22 protein-coding genes are annotated in these 19,224 nt (G+C 63.1%); 15 read left to right on the top strand and 7 right to left on the bottom strand.

Annotation, left to right across the window (positions count from 1 at the left end):
• Window positions 1-286 precede the first annotated feature (286 nt).
• Entirely contained in the window at window positions 287-1,804 is a 1,518-nt protein-coding gene (locus M3149_RS17640) for a recombinase family protein (protein WP_251710814.1), read from the top strand.
• 55 nt (window positions 1,805-1,859) lie between these two features.
• Here M3149_RS17640 and M3149_RS17645 read toward each other — a convergent pair whose 3' ends face one another.
• Window positions 1,860-2,147: a hypothetical protein gene (locus M3149_RS17645; protein WP_251710815.1), complete on the bottom strand. Its 288-nt coding sequence runs from the start codon at window positions 2,145-2,147 to the stop codon at window positions 1,860-1,862.
• 200 nt (window positions 2,148-2,347) lie between these two features.
• On the opposite strand from M3149_RS17645, the gene M3149_RS17650 reads away from it, so the two are divergent.
• Window positions 2,348-2,791, top strand: a complete 444-nt coding sequence (locus M3149_RS17650; RefSeq protein WP_251710816.1) for a helix-turn-helix domain-containing protein — start codon at window positions 2,348-2,350, stop codon at window positions 2,789-2,791.
• Between the two features lie 202 nt (window positions 2,792-2,993).
• Here M3149_RS17650 and M3149_RS17655 read toward each other — a convergent pair whose 3' ends face one another.
• Window positions 2,994-4,307 (bottom strand): ATP-dependent nuclease, encoded by a 1,314-nt coding sequence (locus M3149_RS17655; protein ID WP_251710817.1) that lies wholly within the window; start codon window positions 4,305-4,307, stop codon window positions 2,994-2,996.
• Between the two features lie 1,225 nt (window positions 4,308-5,532).
• Entirely contained in the window at window positions 5,533-6,342 is an 810-nt protein-coding gene (locus tag M3149_RS17660; RefSeq protein ID WP_251710818.1) for an IclR family transcriptional regulator domain-containing protein, read from the bottom strand.
• 76 nt (window positions 6,343-6,418) lie between these two features.
• Between M3149_RS17660 and M3149_RS17665 the strand changes: the two genes are divergently transcribed.
• The 7 genes from M3149_RS17665 (at window position 6,419) to M3149_RS17695 (ending at window position 12,109) form a co-directional block, all read left to right on the top strand.
• Window positions 6,419-6,892, top strand: coding sequence for a MaoC family dehydratase (locus M3149_RS17665; RefSeq protein ID WP_251710819.1), 474 nt, complete (start codon window positions 6,419-6,421; stop codon window positions 6,890-6,892).
• 14 nt (window positions 6,893-6,906) lie between these two features.
• Window positions 6,907-7,344 carry a MaoC family dehydratase gene (locus M3149_RS17670; RefSeq protein WP_251710820.1) on the top strand — a complete coding sequence of 146 codons (438 nt, stop codon included), beginning with the start codon at window positions 6,907-6,909 and terminating at the stop codon, window positions 7,342-7,344.
• A 43-nt stretch (window positions 7,345-7,387) separates the two neighbouring features.
• Complete coding sequence (locus M3149_RS17675; protein WP_251710821.1) at window positions 7,388-8,377, top strand: Bug family tripartite tricarboxylate transporter substrate binding protein; 990 nt, start codon at window positions 7,388-7,390, stop codon at window positions 8,375-8,377.
• Between the two features lie 10 nt (window positions 8,378-8,387).
• Entirely contained in the window at window positions 8,388-9,635 is a 1,248-nt protein-coding gene (locus M3149_RS17680) for a CaiB/BaiF CoA transferase family protein (RefSeq protein ID WP_251710822.1), read from the top strand.
• A gap of 5 nt (window positions 9,636-9,640) precedes the next feature.
• On the top strand, window positions 9,641-10,027 hold the full coding sequence (locus M3149_RS17685; protein WP_251710823.1) for a Zn-ribbon domain-containing OB-fold protein: 387 nt from the start codon (window positions 9,641-9,643) through the stop codon (window positions 10,025-10,027).
• Window positions 10,024-11,184, top strand: coding sequence for an acetyl-CoA acetyltransferase (locus M3149_RS17690; protein ID WP_251710824.1), 1,161 nt, complete (start codon window positions 10,024-10,026; stop codon window positions 11,182-11,184). Before M3149_RS17685 ends, M3149_RS17690 begins: the two co-directional genes overlap by 4 nt.
• Before the next feature lie 109 nt (window positions 11,185-11,293).
• Window positions 11,294-12,109, top strand: a complete 816-nt coding sequence (locus M3149_RS17695; RefSeq protein ID WP_251710825.1) for a helix-turn-helix transcriptional regulator — start codon at window positions 11,294-11,296, stop codon at window positions 12,107-12,109.
• Between the two features lie 749 nt (window positions 12,110-12,858).
• On the opposite strand, the gene M3149_RS17700 is transcribed toward M3149_RS17695, so the two are convergent.
• The 4 genes from M3149_RS17700 to M3149_RS17715 are packed head-to-tail and all read right to left on the bottom strand — an operon-like array spanning window position 12,859 to window position 14,684.
• A complete protein-coding gene (locus tag M3149_RS17700; RefSeq protein ID WP_251710826.1) occupies window positions 12,859-13,260 on the bottom strand; it encodes a TerB family tellurite resistance protein in 402 nt (133 codons plus the stop codon).
• Between the two features lie 48 nt (window positions 13,261-13,308).
• The gene (locus M3149_RS17705) at window positions 13,309-13,578 is read right to left on the bottom strand and encodes a zf-TFIIB domain-containing protein (protein WP_011829324.1); all 270 of its coding nucleotides are present in this window, start codon (window positions 13,576-13,578) and stop codon (window positions 13,309-13,311) included.
• Between the two features lie 20 nt (window positions 13,579-13,598).
• Window positions 13,599-14,315: a Bax inhibitor-1/YccA family protein gene (locus M3149_RS17710; RefSeq protein WP_011829323.1), complete on the bottom strand. Its 717-nt coding sequence runs from the start codon at window positions 14,313-14,315 to the stop codon at window positions 13,599-13,601.
• A 27-nt stretch (window positions 14,316-14,342) separates the two neighbouring features.
• The gene (locus M3149_RS17715; RefSeq protein ID WP_041929608.1) at window positions 14,343-14,684 is read right to left on the bottom strand and encodes a hypothetical protein; all 342 of its coding nucleotides are present in this window, start codon (window positions 14,682-14,684) and stop codon (window positions 14,343-14,345) included.
• Window positions 14,685-14,887: 203 nt separating this feature from the next.
• Here M3149_RS17715 and M3149_RS17720 point away from each other — a divergent pair, with 203 nt between their 5' ends.
• From M3149_RS17720 to M3149_RS17745, 6 genes are all read left to right on the top strand, one after another.
• The gene (locus tag M3149_RS17720) at window positions 14,888-15,976 is read left to right on the top strand and encodes a DUF3616 domain-containing protein (protein ID WP_011829321.1); all 1,089 of its coding nucleotides are present in this window, start codon (window positions 14,888-14,890) and stop codon (window positions 15,974-15,976) included.
• Window positions 15,973-16,611: a YqhA family protein gene (locus M3149_RS17725; protein WP_237706384.1), complete on the top strand. Its 639-nt coding sequence runs from the start codon at window positions 15,973-15,975 to the stop codon at window positions 16,609-16,611. Before M3149_RS17720 ends, M3149_RS17725 begins: the two co-directional genes overlap by 4 nt.
• A 14-nt stretch (window positions 16,612-16,625) precedes the next feature.
• Complete coding sequence (locus tag M3149_RS17730) at window positions 16,626-17,624, top strand: diacylglycerol/lipid kinase family protein (protein WP_166228623.1); 999 nt, start codon at window positions 16,626-16,628, stop codon at window positions 17,622-17,624.
• Entirely contained in the window at window positions 17,621-18,418 is a 798-nt protein-coding gene (locus tag M3149_RS17735) for a metallophosphoesterase family protein (protein WP_011829318.1), read from the top strand. Before M3149_RS17730 ends, M3149_RS17735 begins: the two co-directional genes overlap by 4 nt.
• Window positions 18,419-18,553: 135 nt before the next feature.
• The gene (locus M3149_RS17740) at window positions 18,554-18,736 is read left to right on the top strand and encodes a hypothetical protein (protein WP_041929607.1); all 183 of its coding nucleotides are present in this window, start codon (window positions 18,554-18,556) and stop codon (window positions 18,734-18,736) included.
• 53 nt (window positions 18,737-18,789) lie between these two features.
• On the top strand, window positions 18,790-19,224 hold the full coding sequence (locus M3149_RS17745; RefSeq protein ID WP_166228621.1) for a TerB family tellurite resistance protein: 435 nt from the start codon (window positions 18,790-18,792) through the stop codon (window positions 19,222-19,224).

A 19,224-nucleotide genomic window follows, 5' to 3' on the forward strand; every position in this document is an offset into this window, starting at 1 on the left:
ATCGATCGGTCGCTTGAGATCCTGACCGGTAAGCGACCGCTTGCGTTGGCGCCCATGGACTCTGCCGTCGAACCTAAGTGGCAGCAATCAGTCTATAGCGGGTCCTCACGCGGGAGGCGACCCCTGGCAGTGATGAGTTTCCTGCAGTCAAATGCACCCGCCATTGACACCGGTGCTTCCTGCGAGCACAACCCGCTGAAGGGGATGCCAGTCACTACAGGGCTGGACACCTGAAAGCCGCTCTTGCCGTTAGTGCGCCGGACATGACACTTCTAAGGAGGCCGCCGTGGCGATCCATGAGTCGGACAGTCATCCACATCGCTGCCGGCGCGCCGCAGCCTACGTCCGCATGTCGACCGATCAGCAGGAGCTTTCCATCGGTTTTCAGATGACCGCGATCCAGGCCTACGCCGATACCAAGGACATCGAGCTGGTCGCCGTGTACGAAGACGCGGCCAAAAGCGGTCTTGAGATCAAGAACCGTGCTGGCATGAAACGGCTGCTCAGAGACGTGATGGAAGAGCCAAGGCCTTTCGACGTGGTGCTTGTCTACGACGTCAGCCGTTGGGGCCGCTTCCAGGACATCGATGCTGCCGCGTACTACGAGTACACCTGCCGCATGCACGGGGTTGCTGTGATCTACGTGAAGGAGATGTTCGGCACCGCCCAGGACCCGATGACAGCGCTGCTGAAGACTCTCAAACGGGCGATGGCTGCGGAGTACGCCCGCGAGCTGGGGGTGAAGTCCCGCGATGGACAGGACCGTGCGATCCAGCTGGGCTTCCAAGTGGGTCCCTTGCCCCCCATCGGCCTCACGCGTGTGGCGGTCGATCGGCTCGGCAACCGGCGACTCCTTGGCAGGCATCAGCACAAGGGTGCCCAGAGCGATCGCGTCGCCTGGATCCATGGACCGCAGTGGGAGGTCGAGCTGGTGCGCCGCATCTTCACCATGTACGCCGATGAACGCGGCTCCATCAAGAGCGTCGCCAGGCAGTTGGAGTTCGAGGATCACCGCACAGCAGAAGGGAAGCGGTTCACACAGGGCGCGGTGTCCAACCTTTTGCGCAACGAGGCGTTTGCCGGCAATTTCGTGTGGGGAAAGACATCATCGACGGCCCACAAGAGGCCCCATCGGGAGACCCGTGCCGACGCGGTCATCGAGCCCATCGTGAGCCAGGAGCTGTGGGCGGCGGTACAGAAGAAACTGCGCAGACGCCGGTTTCAGCGACGCGACAAGGCCCAGTTGCTTGCTGCGCTGAGGCATCGCTTGCAAGAGAACCCCATACTGAGTCAGATCGACCTGGAGGCTACGGGCCTGGCATCCAAGGAAACCTACGCGCGCGCGTTCGGCTCCTTTCGGGCGGCGCTTGATCTGGCCGGGCGAGATATTCAGCTTGTCCGTCGCCATCACATGGCCCGCATCAAGTTCGGTCGGGCTGTGGGCCACTTGATGCAGAACGACCTGCTTGATCTCTTCCATTCCAATGACATCGAATGCTGCGGCCACCCCCGCAGTCGTGTCATCCTCTTCGCTGGAGGAACCCGACTGCGCTTGCAACTCTGCTGGCCTCACCACGCACCGGAGGGATTGCGCTGGCGTGTTCTAAAGAGCTCTAAGCCCCATGCTGATTTCGTCCTGTTCGCCCAGATGAACGAAGAGCGGCAAGCGCTCTGGTTCAGCCTCAAGCCCATGGAGGAGTTTCGACACCTGCCACCTTGGATTCAGGAACGCCCGCCAAAGGCATTCAATGCCATCTACTCGACCGACGAACTTGTGACCCAAGTCAAACGTCTCCTGGCCTGAGTCGGCTGCCAGCTAACCTGACCACGCAGAGTTGTGAGCGATCGTTCACAAGGACTCACTCTGTCGGAACAGGTGGCTCGTTCTTCTGCTCGTGCACGATGGCCAATGCCACTTGGAGCGCGACCTTCTCGGCGGCCTCCTGCCATGACCACCCCTCGGGCATCTGGGACGCGTCCGTTTCCTCCAGCGCCATGACGACCCGGCTCTCTATGACATCACGTAGTCGGGTGATGCGATCTCTTTCAAGGGAAAGACCGCGAGCTATCCGGTGCGCCATAACCACATCAAACGCAAGGCGCATTCGCTTGCGAAGTTCGACGAGATCGATGTCTTCGATGCGCATGGTGCAAGGATAGCGCTGCAGTGGAAGGCTAGGCGGCGGGTAGATCAGATTCTGACCCTGAGCAGCATCGCCCGACGTAGATCGCAGCAAAGTTTGCTGGTCATTCCAGCTGTACGGCTGGCCCGGTTTGACGCCGAAGCGTAAACCGCCTGCCGGAGCCTAGGTTTGGCGTATTCGTTGCATGGACGTACGATGTGCAGATGCCAAACCTCGCACAGACGCTGAAACAAGAGATCGCACGTATCGCACGAAAAGAAGTGCGAGAGGATGTCACTGCACTTCGAAAAGCAGTTTCAACCTACAGATCGGAGATCGCTGCGCTAAAGCGATCGGTGAAGGATCTGCAGGTGCAACTGCGCGCCATCCAAAGAGCATCTGCTCGCGCCGTAACCGTACAAGCCCTTGAAGAGGCGCCTTCACGCCCAGGTCGAAAGCCGACGTTCAATGCCGAACGCCTCAAGGCCAAGCGGCAAGCGCTTGGCCTGAGTCAGTCGCAGATGGCAGAGCTCCTCGGGATCTCCGCCCTCAGCCAATGGAAGTGGGAGTCTGGCCAGGTGTCGCCACGGGCCTCAAAGCTTGTGCGCTACTTTGAGGTTATGGCGATGGGCAAGCGAGAAGCTGCGCGACAGCTTGCGGCGGCATAGCGCAACACGCCGTAGCACAAGACCCCGCACCCCCGACGGGTGCTTCAGTTCGCTTACCTGTGGTCACCGCAGGCCGGTACTCCGTCACGAGCTTGTCCGAGGGGCAGCTATAGACTGATCTGACACCTTCGGGATTGACGTTCGGGTGATCGCTACTGTTCACGCGCGGCCGTTGGCGGTGGCGATTCACTTGGGTGTGTGGTTAGCCAATTTTCGCCGCCACCTTGCTGAGAAAGAGAGATTCGAAGTCAGGGTGGAGCGCGGTCGATTGTTCGGTGAGCGAGGAGACCTTCTCCATCAAATCGTTCTTGCTGTAGGTGAGCGCGTTGCGAGACACTCGGTCTCCCTCAATTTCAAGGTCGCCACCTGCACCGTAGATCTTGTCCATAACAGCTGGCGGGTAGTAGTACTCAATCCCGTTCATTGGCCAAGTAATGATGTTCTCTGGCTGAAGACCCATCTGCACCAACTGCGCAGGTAGGCTGGCGGAATGCACCGAATCAAGTACAACGAAGATCCTGTCTCGATACGGACTGCGTTGAATGTCCGCGAGCAATCCCCTAGCTACGCTCAGAACTTCCTTAATGCGGGTGTCCGAGTTGGCAGAGATAACGCTTAGCTGGGCATTCGGAAAGCGAACTGCGCACACTCTTTCGATGAACCGATGATCAGTCTTTCCTTCAACAAGGACAATGGCCGAAGGCAGGTAGAGGGTTTCGAAGCGGTTGCCCAGTAGGAAGAAGTGGACGCGGTTGAACTCGCTCTGAGACGTGACTGGCCTCACGCTGATCGTGTCGGCATGCTTAGTCACCACGTGGTTGTTAGAAACGTGATGACGATCGAGAAATACGGTCGAGTGGGTAGCAAATACCAGTGTACGAATGTGAGGAAAGTACCTAGCTCTGTGTTGGCGATCGAAGAGAAAGTCAGCTAGAACGCCCTGTGCTTCAGGGCTGATGCCCAGCTCGGGCTCGTCAATAAGGAACGTGTCGTACTCGGCGTCTAGCAGGCTTGTCACAAGCGTTGCAATGAGACGAAAGCCAGAACTGGTGTACGAGATGTTGTGCCCATCACAGGAGATGTATCGCTGCGACATCGAATTGCCTTCGACAGTTTGTCGTATTTCAAGCTTTACACCAAGCAGCGTGTCCACAATCTCAATCAGTGATGCACGCTGAGCGTCGCTAAGCTCCGCGATCGCTTGCTGCAAGTTGACCGGCGAGTTGTCAATGTTTTGCTGCTGCTGTTGCCACTGCTGCATGAATTGACGCCAGCGTTCGTCCCTGCGGTTTCTGTTGGGCGTGTAATAGCCAAGCAGGTTGAAGTTCTGATATCGAGCGGGCCCAAGGTAAGAGGCGCTCTGTCCCCACTGTTGCGTCAGTGACTTTAGAAGGAAGGACTTCCCGCAGTTGTTGCGTCCCACTAGGACGGCATACTCAAGCTCGCGAATTCGCCTCAGAGTGTCATGAGATTCAGCATCCAGTTGCGTGTTGGGCCGTTGGTCGTACTGGTACATGCAAGACCTCTATTGGCGAACGGTTAAGCTGCGCGGCCGCACATGAACCCGCTGGGACCACGGACCGAATGAAGACATCGGCGTTCTCTCCCAAGTGGGCTGCCGTAGGCACTCTGGTCGAGCGACGAATTGGGCCGCACTGAAGCGCCGCGGCACGAAGACCCCGGTCGCTTGGAGTTTGACTTGCATGAGTCCGATGGTCTTGAGGCAATGCGTCGCATTGCTAGGTTTGAGCTGCCGCGATCCTCGCGCGAGAGAGGTTTTTGGCCACACCCCGCCCAAGCGAAGGGCGGCATTGCGGTGCTACTCGTCGCGTACAAAGAAGTGCGCCCCGGCAAGCGGGGCGCAAGTTGGTGGGGGAGGTCTGCTCTTACCAAGCTATACACAGCGACTCTTCCAACCTTCCTCAGTGGCCTGCTGCCTTAACCCCCAGAGACCTGGCACCAGAACACTTGCATTTCAGGCTTAACTGAATCTTCATTTCATGCTCCTTTTCTCAGCTTGCGCCGTGAGTGAGAACTTGAACTCCAACATTGAGATGATGAAGGCGAAGAACACCAGGCCACCTGGAAGGTCTCCGAACAGTCCGCCTGCATACAGCAGAGCAGGTAAGTCTTTGACTACGGGCGATCGTAGCCGAGGAACTCGCTTCTGTCAGCCAGCCGTACGCGTATCGCCGATGTACCCTCTGCGCAGACTTGGAGCAAGGGTGACCACACGTTATGGCGACCGAGAACCGGCAGCATTTAGACCGAAGGAGCGTTCACGCGTGGCATCCCAGTGTCCGAGGACGCTGCATAGACGGCCTTGACTCTGTCGTCCTGGGCGCTGTGGGAAGGCTGCAGCCAAACCCAATTGCCAACGCCAGTAGGCGAAAACTTTGGCGCGAAATTGGGCGGTAGCAACAACTAGCGACCTCCAGTCGCAGCACTTTGGCGCCAGTTCCGTTTAGTGCGGCGCCCTACGTGAGCCGTAGGGCGCCACAGTATTTGATCTGGCGCGCCCTAGAAATCAAAGGCTTGCGAGACTTCGCGCCACAGGGCTGAATCTCCTGGTGTCACAGTTGATGCGACTGACCTGACTCGCCGCCAGAGTTCTTGCGACTCAAACTCCGTCGGTCGGTGCTACCGAGCCTGCTGATTTCTCACGTGGTGCTGGCGGTGCAGCGCGCAGATGTGAGCCACGTAGCGGACCCGTGAGGGCTGACAGGATTGCCTCTGCGCGCTCAACGGTCGGTCGCTCGAAGCCGTGAGGCTGCGACTCGCAGTTCGCCCAGAAAGCTCTCCACTGCTTGCTGCTGTGTGAACTCGCCCGAAGGCAGGCTGACGTTCAACGCAGCGATCGTGGCGCCGCCTCGGTCTCTGACTGGCACTGCCAAGCCACAAATCGATTCATCCAGTTCGCCATCCACCCAGCCCCAGCCCTGATGCCGGATGGTGAGGATGGCTTCGCGCATCTGATCGCGATCTGTCAGCGTTGTCGGCGTCAGCGCCACGAACTTCGCGCTGGCAAGGTAAGCCTCCAGTTCATCGTCCGGCAGCCCTGCCAGCAGCACGCGGCCCATCGACACGGCATGGGCTGGCAAACGGCTGCCCAGACTTGGACTCATGGGAAGGATCCGTTTGGCGTGCTGCCGCTGCACGTAGACGAGCTCCTCGCCGTCCAGCACTGACAGTGCGCAGGACTGCTGCACGCGCGTACACAGCTCCTCCAGCGCAGGTTGCGCGTCGCGCCAGTAGGGCAGCGTGGAGAGGTAGGAGAGCCCGAGGCGCAGCACGCGTGGGGTAAGCCAGTAGCGCTTGCCGTCAGTACGCACGAAGGCCAGATCAATCAGCGTCAGCAGGAATCTGCGCACCGCCGTGCGCGGCAGCGAGACGCCGTCCGCGACCTCGGCGAGCGTCAGGCCTCCTGGGCCCTGGCCGAGCACCTCGATGACTTTCAGGCCGCGCGCAAAGGTGCGGACGAAGGATTCGCTTTCTGGGGTTGCCATGCTTTTCGTTTGACAGTTGGCCGTCAAGCGGCCAATAATGATCATCAGGCGGACGTAAATAACCGCTAGGCGGACATTCTAGCGGGTGCCGCCGAACTTTTCAACCCCTGAACTGGTAGCTATGACCGCACAAACTTTCGAAACCGACTTCTGGAAGGACAACGGGTTGCGCAAGACCTGGGAAGAGATCGTTCCCGGTGAACCGCGAAAGACCATCCCCTACACGCTCACGCTCGAGGCGATCCACAAGTATTGCCGTGTGGTGGGTGATAACCATCCGCTGTACTTCGATGAGGAGTACGCCGCATCCTCGCCGTACAAGGGGCTGATCGCGCCGCCGACCATCCACATCCTGCTGATGTTCGCCTGCACCCCGGCGGACGACTGGATGCGCAGCCCCGGCACCGTCAACGCGGGCCAGTCATGGAGCTACAACATTCCCGCGCGTCCGGGTGACACCATCCGCCTCGAGGCGCGCGCGCTCGACAAGTTCATCAAGAAGGACCGCTTGTTCGTCGTGCACGACAACGTCTTCTTCAACCAGCACAACCAAGTCATCTGCTCCGGGCGCGGTCAGACCATCCGCCCGGCCTGAGAAGGAACGACGACATGAGCACCTCCAATCAATTCGAATCCGGCCACAAGATCACGGGCTCGCCGTTCTCTCCCACGCGCGAATCGATCCGTGCGTTCTGCGAAGCCTCGCTGGACTTCAATCCGCTGCACCTCGACGACGAGTACATGAAGGGCGACTTCGGCAAGACTAACTTTGGCGGAATCATCATGCATGGCATGAACAACTTCGGCGTCATCACCAAGATGCTCACCGATTGGATTTATGCCCATGGCGGCGTCCAGCGCCGCCTGGAGACACGCTGGAAGATGCCCGTGAAGCCAGGGGACACCATCACCCCGAGCGCAGTCATCAAGAGCAGCAAAGACACGCAGGGAGGTCGCTGGCTGGTACTCGACGTACAGGTTCAGAACCAGCGCGGCGAGGTCGTGGCCGTCGGCGAAGCGATGGTCCAGATTCCCCTGGACCACTGAAGCCACCACGCTGGCTACCCATCCCAGACAACAGGAGACAACGATGCAATACATGAAGACCTATCAGGCGCGGCTGGCGGCAGCGGCGCTGGCGTTGCTGTGGACCTTCGCAGCGCCGCTGGCGGCGCATGCCCAGGAATTTCCCACGCAGACCGTGAAGATCGTCGTGCCCTTCCCGCCGGGCGGCACCACAGACATCCTCGCGCGGCAGCTTGCCAAGGAGCTCGGAGAGCGCTGGGGCAAGCCAGTGGTGGTCGACAACAAGGCAGGCGCCAGCGGCACCATCTTTTCGGAGCAGTTGGCACGCATGCCGGCCGACGGCCACACCTTGATGCTCACGGCCACGCATCACGTGATCAACCCTGGCCTGTACAAGAACCTCAAGTACGACACGCGCACCGACTTCACGCCCATTGCACAGGTGGCGGCCGTCCCCAACGTGCTGGTGGTGCACCCCTCGTTCCCCGCCAAAAGCGTGCAGGAACTGGTGGCATACGCCAAAGCCAATCCCGGCAAGGTGAATTTCGGGTCGTCAGGCACGGGCGGCGCCAACCACCTTTCTGGAGAGCTGTTCAAGTCCATGGCGGGCGTTGACATGCTCCACATTCCATACAAAGGCGCGGCACCCGCCCTCAACGATCTGCTGGGCGGACAGATCCCCATCATGTTCGACTCAGTGCCGGGCGTGCTGCAGCACATCCAGTCGGGAAAGCTGCGGGCCCTGGGTGTGACGACACGCAAGCGCTCGGCTGCGCTGCCCGACGTTCCCACCATCGACGAGGCAGGCATCAAGGGCTTCGAAGCCACGGCCTGGTTCGGGCTCTACGCGCCCGGCAAGATGGAGCCCAGGCTGCGCGACAAGCTCGCCGGAGACGTCCTGCAGGTAATGCAGGGCGCAGCCATCCGCTCGCAGTTCGCGAAGCTGGGCGCCGAACCAGGCTCCATGACGCAGGCTCAGTTCGCCGAATTCGTCGATGCCGAGCTGGACAAGTGGGCCAAAGTCATCAGTGACGCCAACGTCAAGATCGAGTAGGGAGACCGGAGTGCCTGATACGAAGAAGGCGCAGCCGGCGGGGCCGGGCGCACTGTCGCACCTGCGCGTGCTCGATCTATCGCGGGTGCTGGCCGGGCCCTGGTGTAGTCAGAACCTCGCTGACATGGGTGCAGAGGTGATCAAGGTGGAGCGCCCCGGTGCAGGTGACGACACGCGCAGCTGGGGCCCGCCCTGGGTCGAAGGAGCCCAGGGTGGGGCTGACTCTACGTACTACGCCGCCGCCAACCGCGGAAAGAAGTCCGTTACGGTGGACCTCTCCCGCCCCGAGGGGCAGGAGCTGGTGCGCAAGCTGGCGGCCCTGAGCGACGTGGTGATCGAGAACTACAAGATCGGCGACCTCAAGCGCTACGGACTCGACTATGCCTCGCTCTCGCAGATCAACCCACGCCTGGTCTACTGCTCCATCACGGGCTACGGCCAGGACGGGCCGAGCGCCCACAAGCCCGGCTACGACTTCGTCTTTCAGGCCATGGGCGGCCTCATGAGCATCACAGGTGAGCGCGACGACCTGCCCGGCGGCGGGCCCCAAAAGGCCGGTATCGCCATCGCTGACGTGATGACAGGCATGTACGCCACCATCGCGATCCTCTCGGCTCTGCAGTACCGATCGGTGTCCGGCAGCGGCCAGTACATCGACATGGCCCTGCTTGATTGCATCGTGGCGCTGGGCGGGAATCAGGTCACGGGCTATTTCGCCAGCGGCAAGGTGCCAGGCCGTTTCGGCAACGCGCACGCGAGCCTCGTGCCCTACCAGGTGTTCACCGTCGCCGACGGCGAGATCGTCGTGGCGGTCGGCAACGACAGCCAGTGGCAGCAATACTGCGCGGCCATTGAGCGGCCGGACCTCGCGGCCGATCCCCGCTGGAGCAAGGTCACCGGCCGCATCACCGGGCGCGGAGAACTCGTGCCCGATCTGGCGCGAACCATGCTCGAACGCAAACGCACTGACTGGCTGACCAGGCTGGAGGCCTGCGGTGTGCCGTGCGGTCCGATCAACGACTACCACCAGGTCTTCGAGGACGCGCAGGTGAGGCACCGCAAACTGCGTGTAGACCTACTCCGCCCCGACGGCCACACGGTGTCGACGATCGCCAGCCCCTTGCGCCTGCTAGGCACGCCGCCCGTGTACGACCGCGCGCCGCCGACCCTGGGCGACGCCACAGAGGACGTGCTCGGCGGACTGCTCGGCCTGAGCAGCGAAGAGATCGCGCGCCATCGCGCCAACCGCATCATCTGAATCCCATGAGCCTCGACACGATCACCGCAGACGCTTCGCCACTCGCGCAGTTCCGCGACCACCTCCAGCGCGGGGAACTGGCGTATCAATTCGACGCTACATCCGGTCAGCCGGTGTTCTATCCCCGGGTGATTGCGCCTGGAACCGGCAACGTTCCCGAATGGCGCGTGAGCGCGGGCAAGGGCACGGTGCATGCAGTGACTGTGATCAGCCCTCGCGGTGAGCCGGCGTACAACGTTGTGCTGGTCGACATGGACGAAGGCTTTCGCCTCATGAGCCGGGTCGAGCACGTGCCCGCCGAAGCCGTGCGCATCGGTTTGCGCGTGCGCGCGCGCGTCCACACGCCAGAAGGCGCATCTCCATACCCTGTTTTCGTGCCGGAGGCGGCATGACGCAGAACGGCCTCAAGCGAGGTGCCTGCGCCATCGTCGGCGTCGCAGAATCGGACCTGGGCGAAGTGGCGACTGGACTCTCGCCCCTGGACCTCATGGGGCAGGCAACGCAGCGCGCCTTGGCCGATGCCGGCCTGTCACTGCGCGACGTGGATGGCCTGTTCGCCACCACCTCGCAAAGCCGCATGCCGACGCTGGCCTTGGCGGAGTACCTCGGCATCCGCCCGCGCTACCACGACGGAACGAACATCGGCGGCTGCAGCTTCATGTCGATGGTCGCGCATGCCCAAGCCGCAATTCAGGCGGGACTGTGTGAGGTGGCGCTGATTACCTATGCCAGCACGCAGCGCAGCCTTGGCCGGGCCAATGTTGCGGCGCCCGATGCCAATCCATACGAATCACCGTACCGGCCCCTGTACACCGCCAGCTCGTATGCGCTGGCCGCATCGCGCCACATGCACGAATACGGCACCACGCGCGAGCAACTCGCGCAGGTGGCCGTGGCCGCACGCGAATGGGCGCTGCTCAACCCGCAGGCCTGGGAAAAGGAGGCGCTGACCGTCGCCGATGTGCTGAGCTCGCGCATGGTCAGCACGCCTCTGACGGTGCGGGACTGCTGCCTGGTGACGGACGGTGGCGGCGCGCTCGTCGTCACTTCAGCGGACCGGGCACGGACGCTTCGCAAGCCCCCGGCCTACGTGCTAGGCGTCGGCGAGGATGTCAGTCACTACAGCATCAGCAACATGCCCGACCTCACCGTGACTGGCGCGGTCCGCTCCGGTGCCGCTGCGTACGCGATGGCAGGTTTGAAGCCCGCCGAGATCGACGTGGTGCAGGTCTACGACGCCTTCACGATCACGACGCTGCTGTTCCTGGAAGATCTGGGCTTCTGTCCCAAGGGTGAGGGCGGCCGCTTCGTCGCTGACGGCACCATTGCGCCTGGAGGCCTGCTGCCGGTGAACACCAGCGGCGGCGGCCTGTCCTATTGTCACCCCGGCATGTTCGGAATCTTCGTGCTGATCGAGGCCGTGCGCCAACTGCGGGGCGAGGGCGGTCGCCGCCAGGTGGCAGGCTGCGACACCGCCATCACGCATGGCAACGGCGGCACCCTGTCGGCCCAGAGCACAGTTATCCTGGGGACGGAGGCAACGGTGTAGCGTTAGTGCCGGCGGCACGAACGAGGAGAACCCATTGAACGAACAGACTGGCGCTGATCGCTCTCCTCATCTCGCCTACTGTGGAGGCGAGTTCGGCCGCGTTTCTCTGATGACGGCGGGCGCCGAGCTGGCCGACCACGCTCGCGATTGCATGCAACTTCTTGTGAACATGCATTCGGATGCCCTCATCGTGCGGGTGGATGGCGTCACGCGTGCGCTGCGGCCGTTTGACGGCACGGTGATCCGCCCGCGGCAGACTTACGCCATTCCACGCCAGATCGACGAGCCGTCGGCCGCCAGAGCATTGGGGTTCATACTTATTAAGATGGACGTGCCGGGCGAGTTGCCATTCAAGGGCGTTCGGACGGACCGCTTGCCGCTGCTGCGCTTGTCAAGCGCGGGGCGCGACAACGCAGCGCAGCTGGTGGCCGACTTGTTGCGCGAGACGCCGGAAGTGGGCGCCGTCCAACGCGGTGTGTCCGAGCTGCAGTTGACCATGGCGCCGCTGCTCGACGGTGCCTTGCCGGCGGCGGGCCGCGCAGGATTGCAGGCACACATCGGGCGCGAGGCGGAGGCTATCGACCTAGACGACCTGCAGGAGTTCGGCTCGTTGCGCCGGGCGGCCGCCTACGGCATTTCCGAGCGACACTTTCTCACGCTGTTTCGGCGCGCCACGCAGATGCCGCCGAGGGCCTTCTACAACATGCGTCGGCTCGAAGCTGCTTTCGTGTTGCTCGGCGACGCCACACGCTCGGTCGGCGACATCGCCTATGACCTCGGCTTCAGCGCGCCGCCGCTCTTTACCCGCTTCATGCGAGCGAATACGGGCTGGACACCGTCAAATTACCGCGCGCGCTTGCAGCACCTGCCGCCGCCGCTGCGACCCAAGTGGAGGTGCGAGAAGGCAAACAAGCTGCACGCTTGAAAGCGGCGGGCGACCATTTAGTTCCGTGCAGGGTAAGTGGTTTTCGGCGTCCCTTCGAATAATGGGACCTCCAAAGGAGACGCCCCATGAAACTCTCAGCCGTATACGTCAATCTCGCAATTGCCGCCCTGACCTGCTTGGCGGGTCTGGCGTCCGCTCAAACTTATCCTGACAGACCGGTGAAGGTCATGATGCCCTGGGCAGACGGCTTTCCAGCTAACGCGACGCGCCTTTACGGTAGGGAGCTGTCGGCGCGCTACAGGCATCCTCGGTGCAGAACCCCACTCAGAATGACGCGCTCGCTATTGCTCAAGCTGGGAGTTGCCTTCTTGCAGTTGACAAACGCGCAGATCAGGCTGTCCACAGAATCAGCGCTGCACATCTGCTGTCCGTTCCTTAGTGCGATTGGCAGGTGCTTGCAAGCTGAACCCCTCCAACTACTGGGCATAGGACTGGTTGGCAGCTGTCTTGGAAGGCCGCGCATTTGCGCCAGGTCGCTCGCGAACCTCCGGGATCAGCTTGGAGCAGTCTCATGGAGATGATGGTCGCCTATGCAGCGGTAGCGGCCTCTCAGCCGCCAAAACTGAGCGGCTGCACTCGGCCATCAGCAGACATAGCCGTTGTGTCTCCATAGCGGACAGCCAACATCGATCTCGACCCGATCATGGGCACGCCATGGGGCACTTCCGACACGCCCCGCCGAAAGCCCACAGACCCACACCTCGGATTGATCAGGCAGGGCGAGCCGGTCAGTTCCGAGACGACGGCCGAAACATCTCACGGTGCAAGCCCCAATGCTCGACCGCGGCGATTAGAACGCTCGATTCACCGTCGTCAACATGCGCGTCGACTTCTGCAAGCTCGACACACAAGCGCAGCAACTTCAGCCGTAGCGCGGGGTCCTGGACTTCACCCATCAGGTCCGCCAGCGTGCGCTCGTCCACCGGGCAGGCGTCGGCCCACTTCAACTGGTCGCTGGATAGCAGATCCTCGCAGAAGGTGTCCAGCAGCGCGTGCAACTCATGCCGCGGCAGACCCAACTGCTCATGCACGGCAAGGCGGTCGAGCCACTTGATCTCAGCGTCGCCGATGTCGCCATCGGCGACCACCGTCAGTGCGACGATGCGGGCTGCGGCCTGCGGGCTGTTCACGGGATAACTGCGCATCATGGGTCTCCCTTGGGTGCAGTGGGTCGCGGGTCAGTCGAAGATGTTGCTTAGCCAGGACTTCCTGCGGCCGCCCTGCTGGCCTCGACCATGCTCGTAATCGGAGTCCGCGAACTGGGGCTGTGATCGGGCGGCCGCGTTGCCGGCTGGGACCGGTGGTGCCAGGCTCGCCGAGCGCTCGATCAGCTTGTCGAGTTCGCCGCGGTCCAGCCACACGCCGCGGCATTGCGGGCAGTAGTCGATCTCGACGCCCTGGCGGTCGCTCATCACGAGTGCGGTGTCGGTGCAGGTGGGGCATTTCATGGGGTGCTCCTGATGAGGGTTCATTCATCCGAGTTGCCGAAGCCGAACAGGCTGAGCAGACTCGTGAACAGGTTGAAGATCGAGACGTACAGCCCGACGGTGGCCAGCACGTAGTTGGTTTCGCCACCGGTGACGATGCGACTGGTCTCGTACAGGATCAGGCCGGCCGACAGCAGCGCCACCATCGCGGCGACGGCCAGGCCCAGCGCCGGAACCTGCAGGAACACCGCGCCCAGGCCGGCAATCAGCGCGATGACCATGCCGGCGAACAGGAAGCCGCCCATGAAGCTGAAGTCGCGACGGGTCGTCAAGACCCAGGCCGACAAGGCCAGGAAGGTGGCGCCCGTGGCCGCCAGGGCCATCGTCACGACCTGTGCACCGCCGGGCAGTGCCAGCGACTTGGCCAACACCGGCCCCAGGGAGTAGCCCATGAAGCCCGTCAGCGCAAACACAGCCGGCAAGGCCCAGCCGCTGTTCTTGAACTTGTAGACAGCAAAGAGCAGGCCGAAGTAGCCGCCCAGGGTCAGCAGGATGCCCGGCGCCGGCAGCTGGAACGTCACGCTGGCAGCAGCGATGGCCGCGCTGAACAGCAACGTCATCGACAGCAAGGCGTATGTGTTGCGCAGCACACGGCTCGTACCTACGACATCCGTGGGTGTCGCGTTGCCTGCGGCGATAGACGCCGAATGCGCGGTCTCCGGGCGAGTGGTCGAGGGGATGGGCGTCATGGAGTTCATGGAGTCGAGTCCTGAGGTCGTTCGAGTTCAGCGTTCGTGACCGATGAAGCGCTGGCGCATGCGACGGGAGTCACTGCCCCGGCGCCACAAGCGCATCAGGAACCGCGCGGCACGCGCCAGCGCGTTGTCCAGCGCCGTGCGCCAGTCGCTCGCCACGGAGGCGACGACCACCGACCCGGCGCCATCGGTCCGGAGTTCCACCTGGCAGCGCTTGTCGATGCCGCCGCGCGGCCCGTTCACGTCCGACATCTGCACCTCGGCGCGCGGCACGAGCCAGCCCAGGCGTCGCAGCACGAAGCGCACGCGGCGCTCGGTCAGGTCGCGCAAGTCAGTGGCTTGCGGATGGCGGGACTTGAAGAGCACTTGCATCACGGATCTCCATCGGTTGAGGGACAGACGGAATGTGGGGTGCCTGGCGGTTCTGGAAAAGCAGTCTTTCGAGAACGTGAACATCGGATAAACCTGAACATAGGAAGGAGCTTCGGCCGCAGACTTCGGGGTTTGGCGGCTCAGGCCGGCACGCATTGCAGCACGCGTGCCTGCTGGCCCGTCACCCTTTGGAGAAGCACCAGATGCCCAACGCTCGAACCGCCAATGCCGTCCGTCTGGAGTTCGCTCCTGACTCCCTGGTTCAATCGAATCTGTCCGGCGCGGCCTTCACCGGCGACTGGCTCTGGGTGGCGGGCGACGAAGCCTGCGGCCTGGACCGCCTGCGCCTGCTCGCCCCGGTGGGGCGCGAGGCTTTGCGCTTCGGCGAGGTGCGCGACTTCCCGCTCGCCGATCTGCTGGACCTGCCCGGCACGGCCGGGGAAGAGGCCGATCTGGAAGGCATGGCCGTGGCCGACGGTTACCTGTGGCTGGTGGGCTCGCATGGCCTGAAGCGCAAGAACGCCAAACCGGACCGGGACCACGCCGACAACGCCAAGCGCTTGTCGAAGGTGGCGCTCGACGGCAATCGGCGCCTGCTGGCCTGCCTGCCCATCGAGCCTGACGCCAAGGGCGAGCCCTGCCTGGTACGGCAGGCCAAGGACGGCCGACGGGCGCTGCGCCTGAAGGGTGATGCGCAAACGAACCTGCTCACCCGTGCGCTCGCCGATGACCCCCACTTCGGACCGTATTTGGCCATCCCGGGAAAGGACAACGGCTTCGACATCGAAGGCCTGGCCGTGGACGGCCGCCGGCTGCTGCTCGGCCTGCGCGGCCCGGTGCTGCGCGGTTGGTCGGCGCTGCTCGAGGTCGCGGTCGAGACCCGCGGTGACCAGCTGCGCCTGGCGCCCCTCGACGACAGCGGCACGCTGATCCGCAAGCACTTCCTGCAGCTCGACGGCCTGGGCGTGCGGGACCTGCACTTCTCCGGCGACGACCTCTACATCCTGGCCGGCCCGACGATGGTGCTGAACGGCGACATCCGCGTCTTCAAGTGGCCCGCCGCCCGGCCCTTGCTGGCCGCGAACCGCGAGCCGGTGCGCTTCGAGTCGGCGCTGACCGAGTCGGTGCCCCTGCCACATGGTCGCGGCACCAACCGTGCCGAAGCCATCTGTGACCTGCCGCCGGCGCTGTCGGGCGGCAAGGCGCGCTGGCTCGTGCTGTACGACGCGCCTGGCGCCGATCGCAAGGAGGGCGAGCACACCGTCTTCGGTGACCTGCTGCGCCACGATTGAAATCGTCCGCCTCGGTCAGCTTCAGTCGCCTGGGCGAGCTGGCCTGCGTGGCGCAGGAAGCTTCGGCTGGTTCGCTGTTCGACGTAATTGTCGGCTCTGTTTCAAGGAAAACAAGAATGGAAATGCTGCTTTCACGGGTCGGGTCGCTGCTTTACGGCATGAGATTCACGATGTTGTTTTTCTATGTGGGTCTGGTGGCGATCATCTTCGGCATTCTGGGAAAGTTCCTGCTGGAAACCTACAAGCTGATGAGCACCTTGCTGTTCGGCGATCTCGAGAAGATCGACCTGATCATCAAGGTGCTCGAACTGGTGGACATGACGATGGTGGCGCAGTTGGTGTGGGTGGTCGCGCTCGCCGGTGTGTCGCTCTTCGTGACCACGGGGCACTTCGACAAGAAGGACATGAAGAAGCCCGACTGGCTGGACCACGTCAACACCTACAACCTCAAGTTGAAGCTTGCATTCGCCATCATCTCGATCTCAGGCGTGCATGCCTTGAAGACGTACCTGAGCGGCGATTTGACTTTGGAGAATATCCAGATCGTGACGATGGTGGCTGTCATTCACTTCACCTTCGTGCTCTCTGCCATCGGCATCTCTTTTGCAGAACGTTTGACGCGGGAAAAGACCTGAACGCGCCTTGGGCCATGGCCGCTCTCCCGGAAATCGACCCCACGTCTTCGCTGCAGTTCATCGTCAATGCGGCGGCGGGCAGCAGCGACGCGGAGGCGAAGCGCGAAATCGTCGAAGCCGCGCTGCGCGCGGGTGGACGGCGGGGTGACTTGCTCTTCTGCAGCCCCGCCGAGTTGATTGGCGTGTCGCACCAGGCGGCGACGAGGGCGATCGCCACCCGCACGGCCGTGGTCGCCGTCGGTGGCGACGGCACGCTCAACACCGTGGCACAGGCTGCACACGCTGCGGGCTGCGCCATGGGCGTGGTGCCACAGGGCGCCTTCAACTACTTTGCCCGCACGCACGGCATACCCGCAGACCCGGCCGATGCCGTCCGCCAATTGCTGCTTTCGGTGCCTGCGCCGGTTCAAGTGGCCGGCATCAACGACCGCGTGTTCCTGGTCAACGCCAGTCTCGGGCTCTATCCTGAACTGCTGGAAGACCGTGAAGCCTACAAGGCCCGCTTCGGTCGCAGCCGCTGGGTGGCGTTCGTGGCAGCCTGTGCGACTTTGCTTCGTGCGCAGCGCCGCTTGCGATTGCACATCGAGATGGGTGGCAAGGTGCGCGACATGCAGACCTTGACGCTCTTCGTGGGCAACAACCGCCTGCAGCTGCAGCAGTTCGGCGCCGAGCCCGATGACACCCTGGCCGGCACGCCAGGCGACGGCAGCATGGCCGCGCTCGTGCTGCGGCCTATCGGAACGCTGTCGATGATCGGCCTGATGCTGCATGGCGCCATGGGCAGGCTGGGTGAAGCCGCAGGCGTCGAGCGCTTCGAGTTCGAGCACCTGGTGGTGCGGCCTACGCTGCCGCAGGGCCGCAGCGGGGTGAAGGTGGCCTTCGATGGCGAAGTGACGATGATGCGCGCACCGCTGGACTTCCGGGTGCTGGCCAAACCACTGTACCTGCTGATGCCACAGCGCGACGCTGCCGTTGTCGACGCCCGATCCAGCGCCGAAGGGGCAGCGCCTTGAGCGTCCTGCTGCAGATTTCCGACACGCACTTCGGCACCGAGCAGGGCGCGGTCGTCGAAGCCCTGGGCACGCTGGCCCACCAGCAGCGTCCTGATGTGGTTGTGCTGTCGGGCGACATCACGCAGCGCGCGCGTCCGGCCCAGTTCCGGGCTGCACGCTCGTTCGTGGACCGTCTGGGAGCTCCCGTGCTGGCCGTCCCAGGCAACCACGACATCCCGCTCTTCGATCTGTGGGCGCGCCTGCGCAGCCCGTATGGGCGGTACAGCGCCGCGTTCGGCATAGACCTCGAGCCGGTGCACCGCTCCCCGGAACTCCTGGTGGTGTGCGTCAACACCACGCGACCCTGGCGACACAAAGATGGTGAGGTATCCGCGCTGCAGATCGACCGTGTCGCGCGACTTGTGGAGCATGCCGACCCCGCGCAGCTGCGCGTGGTCGTGGTGCACCAGCCCATAGCCGTCACGCGTGCCGAGGAAGAGCCAAACCGACTGCGCGGGCATGCGGCCGCTCTGCAGCCTTGGGCTGAAGCCGGTGCCGACCTCGTCATGGGCGGTCACATCCACCTCCCCTACGTCATGCCGCTGCAAGGCCTGGCGCGTTCGCTGTGGGTCGTGCAGGCGGGCACGGCCGTGTCGTCCCGGGTGCGTGATGGCATGCCCAACTCGGTCAATCTGCTGCGCTGGGGCGCGGATGCGGCGCCGGGATGCTGTCGGATCGAGCAGTGGGACTACAAGGGCGACGACCGGGCTTTCCGGCTCGCCAAGGTCAGTGAGGTCCGGCCGGACCGGACGTGAGTTCCGCTCTGCAACGGGCGCTCCATCTTCCGGCGAGTTCGTATTTTCCTGAGTTAGATGCTCGGAAGTATCGATTCTTCAGAAGCAGGACAGGATGCATATTCCCGCCTGTCCTCACTTCCGAGCTCACCCGCCATGAAGCCTTCCTTCCGCTTTGCGTCCCTCGTACTTGCCCGGATCAAGCAGAGCCTGCGCTTGCTGAAGGAGGACCTCAGGCAGTGGGTGCCACAGCAAGCGCCAGTGCTCGTGCCCATCCCGATCCCGGCCGAGCGTCGTACACGCCAGTCTGAACGCCGGCATCCCGCCCGGGGCGACTGACTCTGAAACTCAGCTTGTCACCTCAGACTGACCTATCTCAACGGAGACCCATCGTGCGCAGCTACCCCCACAACAGCCCAGAAGCCGCCGCGCGCATCGTCGCGCTGGTGCTCATCTCCGACGGTCACGTGTGCAGTTCCGAATTCAACATCCTCAAGCAGTTGGGCGCGGAGCGCGAACTCGGGCTGGAGCCCCAGCTCCTGCCGCACATCGTTCACACCTTGTGCGAAGAGCTCCTGGCGGGTGGGTACGAGACCGGATCGCTCATGGGCAACGTCGATGACAGCGCCTTGGCGTCATTGATGGCCGAGATCTCCGATCCGGCGCGGCAAAGGAAGGTGATGCGCCTGTCCCTGGCCGCGGCGCGCGCCGATGGCCATCTGGCCGACGGCGAAACCTTGGTGGTGGAGGCCGCTCGACGCCACTGGAAGCTCTACGATGGCGAGGAGCCGAGCGCCACGAAGGTGGCCCATCGCCACGCCGCCTGA

This window comes from Hydrogenophaga intermedia (assembly GCF_023715105.1).
Taxonomy (GTDB): domain Bacteria; phylum Pseudomonadota; class Gammaproteobacteria; order Burkholderiales; family Burkholderiaceae_C; genus Hydrogenophaga; species Hydrogenophaga intermedia_A.

What these genes read in the sequence shown, in the direction of transcription:
- M3149_RS17655 (WP_251710817.1), bottom strand. Translation starts at nt 4,307, where the DNA reads ATGTACCAGTACGACCAACGGCCCAACACGCAACTGGATGCTGAATCT.
- M3149_RS17685 (WP_251710823.1), top strand. Translation starts at nt 9,641, where the DNA reads ATGAGCCTCGACACGATCACCGCAGACGCTTCGCCACTCGCGCAGTTC.
- M3149_RS17710 (WP_011829323.1), bottom strand. Translation starts at nt 14,315, where the DNA reads ATGAACTCCATGACGCCCATCCCCTCGACCACTCGCCCGGAGACCGCG.
- M3149_RS17665 (WP_251710819.1), top strand. Translation starts at nt 6,419, where the DNA reads ATGACCGCACAAACTTTCGAAACCGACTTCTGGAAGGACAACGGGTTG.
- M3149_RS17705 (WP_011829324.1), bottom strand. Translation starts at nt 13,578, where the DNA reads ATGAAATGCCCCACCTGCACCGACACCGCACTCGTGATGAGCGACCGC.
- M3149_RS17650 (WP_251710816.1), top strand. Translation starts at nt 2,348, where the DNA reads ATGCCAAACCTCGCACAGACGCTGAAACAAGAGATCGCACGTATCGCA.
- M3149_RS17730 (WP_166228623.1), top strand. Translation starts at nt 16,626, where the DNA reads ATGGCCGCTCTCCCGGAAATCGACCCCACGTCTTCGCTGCAGTTCATC.
- M3149_RS17715 (WP_041929608.1), bottom strand. Translation starts at nt 14,684, where the DNA reads ATGCAAGTGCTCTTCAAGTCCCGCCATCCGCAAGCCACTGACTTGCGC.
- M3149_RS17690 (WP_251710824.1), top strand. Translation starts at nt 10,024, where the DNA reads ATGACGCAGAACGGCCTCAAGCGAGGTGCCTGCGCCATCGTCGGCGTC.
- M3149_RS17720 (WP_011829321.1), top strand. Translation starts at nt 14,888, where the DNA reads ATGCCCAACGCTCGAACCGCCAATGCCGTCCGTCTGGAGTTCGCTCCT.
- M3149_RS17645 (WP_251710815.1), bottom strand. Translation starts at nt 2,147, where the DNA reads ATGCGCATCGAAGACATCGATCTCGTCGAACTTCGCAAGCGAATGCGC.
- M3149_RS17660 (WP_251710818.1), bottom strand. Translation starts at nt 6,342, where the DNA reads ATGATCATTATTGGCCGCTTGACGGCCAACTGTCAAACGAAAAGCATG.
- M3149_RS17675 (WP_251710821.1), top strand. Translation starts at nt 7,388, where the DNA reads ATGCAATACATGAAGACCTATCAGGCGCGGCTGGCGGCAGCGGCGCTG.
- M3149_RS17740 (WP_041929607.1), top strand. Translation starts at nt 18,554, where the DNA reads ATGAAGCCTTCCTTCCGCTTTGCGTCCCTCGTACTTGCCCGGATCAAG.
- M3149_RS17695 (WP_251710825.1), top strand. Translation starts at nt 11,294, where the DNA reads ATGACGGCGGGCGCCGAGCTGGCCGACCACGCTCGCGATTGCATGCAA.
- M3149_RS17670 (WP_251710820.1), top strand. Translation starts at nt 6,907, where the DNA reads ATGAGCACCTCCAATCAATTCGAATCCGGCCACAAGATCACGGGCTCG.